The 5,955-nt window shown below is 67.5% G+C and carries 7 protein-coding genes; 2 read left to right on the plus strand and 5 right to left on the minus strand.

Annotation, left to right across the window (positions count from 1 at the left end):
- On the minus strand, positions 1-1,217 hold a 1,217-nt coding region (locus tag ACQKIP_RS37575; protein ID WP_427745165.1), incomplete at its 3' end, for an MMPL family transporter.
- 111 nt (positions 1,218-1,328) lie between these two features.
- The gene (locus tag ACQKIP_RS37580) at positions 1,329-2,351 is read right to left on the minus strand and encodes a glycosyl hydrolase (protein ID WP_365854463.1); all 1,023 of its coding nucleotides are present in this window, start codon (positions 2,349-2,351) and stop codon (positions 1,329-1,331) included.
- Positions 2,352-2,695: 344 nt separating this feature from the next.
- Between ACQKIP_RS37580 and ACQKIP_RS37585 the strand changes: the two genes are divergently transcribed.
- Positions 2,696-3,724, plus strand: coding sequence for a LacI family DNA-binding transcriptional regulator (locus ACQKIP_RS37585; protein WP_365854465.1), 1,029 nt, complete (start codon positions 2,696-2,698; stop codon positions 3,722-3,724).
- Positions 3,725-3,807: 83 nt separating this feature from the next.
- On the opposite strand, the gene ACQKIP_RS37590 is transcribed toward ACQKIP_RS37585, so the two are convergent.
- Genes ACQKIP_RS37590 through ACQKIP_RS37600 form a run of 3 tightly spaced genes read right to left on the minus strand, consistent with a single transcriptional unit; the run spans position 3,808 to position 5,443 of the window.
- The gene (locus ACQKIP_RS37590; RefSeq protein WP_365854467.1) at positions 3,808-4,659 is read right to left on the minus strand and encodes a helix-turn-helix domain-containing protein; all 852 of its coding nucleotides are present in this window, start codon (positions 4,657-4,659) and stop codon (positions 3,808-3,810) included.
- A gap of 24 nt (positions 4,660-4,683) precedes the next feature.
- Positions 4,684-5,211 carry a DUF6879 family protein gene (locus ACQKIP_RS37595; protein ID WP_365854469.1) on the minus strand — a complete coding sequence of 176 codons (528 nt, stop codon included), beginning with the start codon at positions 5,209-5,211 and terminating at the stop codon, positions 4,684-4,686.
- Positions 5,183-5,443 (minus strand): hypothetical protein, encoded by a 261-nt coding sequence (locus ACQKIP_RS37600; RefSeq protein WP_365854471.1) that lies wholly within the window; start codon positions 5,441-5,443, stop codon positions 5,183-5,185. Before ACQKIP_RS37600 ends, ACQKIP_RS37595 begins: the two co-directional genes overlap by 29 nt.
- 88 nt (positions 5,444-5,531) lie before the next feature.
- Here ACQKIP_RS37600 and ACQKIP_RS37605 point away from each other — a divergent pair.
- Positions 5,532-5,955 (plus strand): hypothetical protein (locus ACQKIP_RS37605; RefSeq protein WP_427745166.1); only part of this gene is annotated, 424 nt, incomplete at its 3' end.

Genomic DNA, 5,955 nt, shown 5'->3' on the forward strand with positions numbered 1-5,955 from the left:
CCCTGGTCCGTGGCCCCCGGCGCGGTGCTGGTCTCGGCGATCGGGGTCCGCACCCGCAGCTTGTCGATGCGGCGCCCGATCAGGCCGAGGAAGGCGGGCACCAGGGTCAGCGCGCCGAGTACCGCGGTGACGACGGTGACCGCGGCCGCCAGGCCCAGCTTGCCGATGAACGAGATCCCGGAGACCCAGAGCCCGGACAGGGCGATGATCACCGTGCAGCCGGAGACCAGGACCGCCCGGCCGCTGGTCGCCGTCGCCTGACCCGCCGCCGTGACGGGGTCCATGGTGAGGAGGTTCTGCCGGTGGCGGGTGACCAGGAAGAGGGCGTAGTCGATCCCTACACCGAGTCCGATCATCGTGGCCAGCGTCGGCGACACCGTGGCGAAGGTGAACGCGGCCGCGAGCAGACCCAGGCAGGCCAGGCCGCACACCACGCTGACCAGCGCCGTCACCAGAGGCAGCAGTGAGGCGAGCACACTGCCGAATCCGATGAGCAGGACCACGATCGCCACACCGAACCCGATGGCCTCGCTTGAGCGGTCGTTTGCCTCGGGACGGGCGAGCTCGCCCAGCGGACCGCCGTACTCCACCTCCACACCGGCGGAACGCAGCGGCTGCACCGCCTTGTCGACGCCGTTCAGGTAGTCGTCACCGAGGGTGGAGGGCTGCACGTCGAAGCGGACGGTGATGTAGCCCGTCTTGCCGTCGGAGGACAGCGGTCCCAGGTTCGGTGTGCCGGCCGGCTGCTGCTGTGCGGGCAGCGGGCTCTGCGCGGACAGCACGTGGGGAAGCTTCTGCAGGCTGCTGACCGCCGAGCTGACCTGGTCGCTCTCGTCGCTCAGGGGCTTGGCCGAGTCGTGCAGGACGACCTGGGCGCTGTAGCCGCCGGCCGCGGGCTCGTGTGCCTTGAGTACGTCCAGGCCTTCCTGCGACGCGGTGCCGGGAAGGGAGAAGTCGTCGGAGTACGCGCCGCCGTAGGCGTGGTTCAGGACCTGCAGCCCGACCAGCGCGGCAAGCCACACCACGATGACCGCCACGCAGTGGCGGGCACACCACTGCCCGATCCCCCGCAGCCGTCCTCGCGGGGAGGGTGAGGAACCCGGCCGGGACGGCGAAACGCCCGTCCCGGCCGGTGCGGCGCCCGACCCCGGCTGTGGGGTGCTCGGCCGTGGCTCGCTCGGCCCGTGTGGCACAGACATGCTTGCTCCCGGAGGCATAGGTCACTCCGGATTCAACGCAACGTCAGCGCACCCGGCACCCGGGCTGGGCGAAACGGGTGACGGCCCCTCGTTCCCCGCGGGAGGAGGTGCGAGGGGCCGCGTGTGCGCCTACGTGTGCGCCTGGGTGGGGGCGCCGGCCAGCGCGGCCGGGAGCTTCACCTCACCTTGGTTGAGTACGCGCGGGTGGAAGTAGCAGGCCTGGATCTCGGCGTTGGTGTTGTTGCCCCGCAGCTGCTCCGACCAGATCATGAAGTACGACCAGCGGGTCTGGCTGTTGAGCAGTGCCGCATTGGGGACCTTGCCCATCTCCGCCAGGGCGATCGGCTTGCTGCCCGCGATGCTCTGCAGCTGCTGGTAGTCGGCCGTGCTGGGGTAGTTCTTGTACCAGACGTCGAGCGAGGCGACGTCGACGTAATTGTTCCCGGGGTAGTAGCCGGCCCAGCCGCCCGCGGGGTTGTCCTGCACGTTCCACACCCAGATGAGGTTGTTCAGGCCTTTGCCCTCCAGGTAGTCGTGGGTGATCTGGTAGAGCCGTGCGCCGCCGTTGGCTCCGGGGCGGTTGCCCCACCAGTTCCACTTCTCGTTCATCTCGTGCAGCGGTCGGAACAGGACGGGGACGCCTGCCGACTTCAGCTGCTGCAGATACGGGACGACCTCGTCGAGCCGGCGCTTCCAGGCGTTGTTCAGCGCCGTGCCGTTGGTGACGATCTGCGAGAACTGGGCGTCGCTGATACTGGACTTGACGCCGCCCTCGAACTCGCAGGAACTGCCCATGGTCGGCGGGCAGACATGCCAGGTCAGTGCCACGAGCGAACCGTTGGCCCACTCCGTCTTGGCCTGGTCGACCACCCGCTGCCGATTGGCGACGTCCTCGGCCCGGAACATCAAGTCCCCGCCCCACAGGCCGGGATACTGCCCGGTGACGTCCTTGACCTGCTGGGTGTACTGGCCCGGGTTGCTCGCGGGCTCCTTGTTGTGCTGGCCGGAGACGACGTTCAACCCCGTGATGGAACGCAGGTAATTGATCACCTGCTGCTTGGAACTGCCGGGGAAGGCCTGAGCGGTGTCGGGACTGAGGCACAGCGCCAGGAGCGCGGCCGTGACAAACGCGGTGATGCGTTTTCTGCGCATGGGAAAGCCCCTCTGTCGGGGACACGGGCCGGAGCGACCCGCGGTCGGTCGCACACTCTGCACACCGGGGACAACGTTGTCTAGATGCCTGTCATTTTAAGCAAAGGTTTAGTAATGGAAGCTGAGTATGTTGATTTTGAAGGTCAATACAAACTGGACCGGTCTATGGACGAAGGCAGGGGACCCTGTCTAGGTTGTGGGTCAAGGTCGTCGGGTCAGGGACCGATCGCGACTCCGCACGTCCGGGACGGGGATAGGGTCGACGTCGTGGTGACTGCCCGCACGCTGCTGCGTGACCTCCTGCTTCCGGCCGACCGATGCGTGCCTGCGCGGCTGGAGCGCGCATGAGCGAGCCGAGGCTGACCATCCGGGACGTCGCGGCCCGCGCGGGGGTTTCCCGGGCCGCCGTATCACTGGCCTTCAACAACAAACCAGGAGTGTCTGAGGCGACTCGCGCCCGGATCCTGGAGGTCGCCCGGTCGATGGGATGGGAACCGAACCTCTCGGCGCGGGCGCTCAACAAGCAGGGCACGGGAACGATCGGCCTGGCGATCAGCCGACCGGCACGGCAACTCGGCCTCGAGCCCTTCTACATGGAGTTCATCTCCGGCCTGGAAAGCGTGGTGTCCGACCACTCGGGCGCTCTCCTCCTGCGCCTGGTGAAGAGCCCGGAAGAGGAGATCGAACTCCAGCGCCGCTGGTGGCGGTCCGGGCAGATCGCCGGCTCGGTCCTGGTCGACTTCCGTGAGAACGACCCCCGGGTACCCGTCCTTGCGCAGCTCGGCATGCCCGTGGTCGCCGTCGCACACCCCTCACTGACGGGGCCGTTCACGTCCGTGTGGACCGACGACACCACTGCCGTCACGGAAGCAGTGCGCTATCTCGCGGCGTTGGGACACCGCTCCATCTCCCGCATCGGCGGCACGGCCGAACTGGGGCACAGCGCGATCCGCGCCGCCGCGTTCACCGCCGCGATGACCGACCTGGGGCTTCCCCAGGGCCGTCAGCTGGCCACGGACTTCTCCGGTGAGTCGGGCGCACGGGCGACACGCTCGCTCCTCGCGGCAGCCGAGCGGCCCACCGCGATCATCTACGACAACGACCTGATGGCCGTCGCCGGGCTGTCCGTCGCCGCCGAGATGGGTCTGCGCGTCCCCGCCGACATCTCCCTGCTGGCCTGGGACGACTCCCAGTTGTGCCAGCTGACCCACCCGCCGCTTTCCGCGATGAGCCACGACATCCACGCTTTCGGCGCGGACGTCGCCCGCGCCCTCTACGAGGTCCTGTCCGGCAACCGCGTCACCCTCCACCAGGTACCCACTCCCACCTTCACCCCACGGGGCTCCACGGGCCCGCCACCAAAACGGCCATAGGTGCCGGCCGGAGTGAGCCGGTCCCTGTGGGCCCCGCGGTGAGCATGGTGCGGCGCCGCCTACAGGTGGGAACGGCTCAGAGCTCAATGCAGTGCCTGGATGGCCCTCAGAACGAGGGCACGGGCTTCGGCCCCGTACACGGCCATGCGACGCAGGCGCTCGAAGGTCTCCAAGTAGCGGGTAATCTCGCCGGGCTGCGTCACGTTCACCTCGGCGGAGACCAACTCGACCGAGACGAGACGCTCGTCGTAGACATGGAACGTTTCCTCCGGCCAGTGCGAGCGACGGGCCGCCATCGGGATGATGCCGAGTGAGACGGCGGGCAGCGCACCCGCGGTGAGCAGGTACCCGAGCTGAGCGGCCATCGCATCCGGATCGGCGATCTGGCAGTACAACACCGACTCCTCGATGACCGCGACGAAGCGATGCCCCTGCTCGTGGACGATCCGCGAACGCTCGATCCGGGCATGTGCGGCCTCCGCACTGTCGTCACCAGGCAGATCGTAGATGCCCGCCGCCATCCCCAGGACGGCCGACGCGTAGCCCTCCGTTTGCAGCAGGCCGGGCACCAAGCTCGAGGAGTACATCCGGAAGCACTCCGTCTCACGGAATATCCGCGAGCGGCTTTCCTGGAGGGCCCGCAGGCCGGTCCGGACCTGATCGCGCCACTGCCTGTACATCGACTCTGCGTTGATCGACTGCACGACGAGGTCCTGCGCCTCGCTCTCGGCGTGCACGGCCGCGCACCAGTTACGGATGTCGGTCGCCGAGGGCCCGGTCAGGGCATTCTCGATGCGCGAGGTCTTGGAGTAGTGCCACCCGCATTCCGCAGCAAGCTGCACGACCGTCAGGCCGGCTCCCTTGCGGAGATCACGCAGCCGGTAGGCGACGGCTTCACGTGCAGCCCGGGCAGAAGAGGAAGGCGAGGTGGGCATGGGATGGCTGCCGGTGCTTTCTGGTCAACGGATCTCGTACTGGTCGTGAGGCATGGCCCGACTCCAAACAGCTGCGAAGGCTTCGGAGCACAGCTTTGCGGCGGAGGGATCCTCGGAGATCTCATGCCCGACCACGGCTCCGTCTCCGGAGAAGTAGCCCCATCGGATCACCTTGTCGTCGAACAGCCAGAAGTCGTTGCCGGGCAGCGCGATGTCCGAGGCACGTCGGCGAGGAAGCCAGCGCACTTCTTCGCCGGACTGAACGTTCACGACCGTTGCGGCGTGCTCGTAGCGGATGTACCGGGTGACCGGCTCGGACACGATTCGCGCGCGCCGTACGCAGACTCCGCGGGCGACGGCCTGCGAGACGAGGCTGACCCAAGGTGCCCAGTCGGGAGAGGCAGGATCGGTGTCGAGATGGCCGGTTTCGAGCCAGGCCCGGAAGTCTGCGACCTCGGCAGCGGTGCCGTACTGATCCCGCATTTCGAGGTGCACGGCGGATCGCGTGCATTCGCCGATGAGTTCAGCGATCGTCGGCACGGTCGACGGCATCGCACGCCTCCCTGATCATGGGCACCATCCTGGCCGGGACACGAATCACAGCCTCGCCCTTCGGGATGCCGACCGCGTGTCCCGGCACCTCGAAGGCCGCGCACGCCGCCTCCAGTTCGGGCCCTGGCTTCCATCCCTGGAGGACGATCTCCCGATTGTCGTGATCGACCCAGACGGTGGGAGAGTCCGCTGTCTTCGTATCGGGGTCGATCCCGATGAACCGTAGCGGCATGCCTGTCTCCGTCCACGTGGTGTGCAGTCCTTTGCGACAAAATCAGGCTGAAAGCTCCGCTCGTCAAGGGCATGCGTCGGTAAACAACATGGCAGACAAGCTCACTGCAAATATCTACACATCACTGGCCGGGATGCACGACACGCTCATAGCGTCCGGAGCCACACCGAAAGCCCGGCGCCCGCGCAAACGACACCGTGGCGCGACCGACTGGGACGGAGTCGGCATGGGCGAGAGAACGAGTTCATGGCCCATCGCAGAAGGCACAACGGACACGCGCCACCATGAGCGGCTCCAACTGCCGGATTTCGACACGCTGTCCGTGGCGCAGACGTGCGGGCGCGCATGTGTCTGGTGTGCCGACGACCTCTCCGCGGAATCGGCCGTCGAGCTGGGCAAACGCTCTGTCCGCGGGTTCGAAACCAACTTCGTCTGGTTTCCCCGCGCTTGCCGCCTCTGCGCCGTACTGCATGCCTACCGCGCGCTTCTCGACCATGCACAGAGGTGCATAC

Origin of the sequence: Streptomyces sp. NPDC059900, from assembly GCF_050270335.1 — a bacterium.
In the GTDB taxonomy this organism is placed as follows: Bacteria; Actinomycetota; Actinomycetes; order Streptomycetales; family Streptomycetaceae; genus Streptomyces.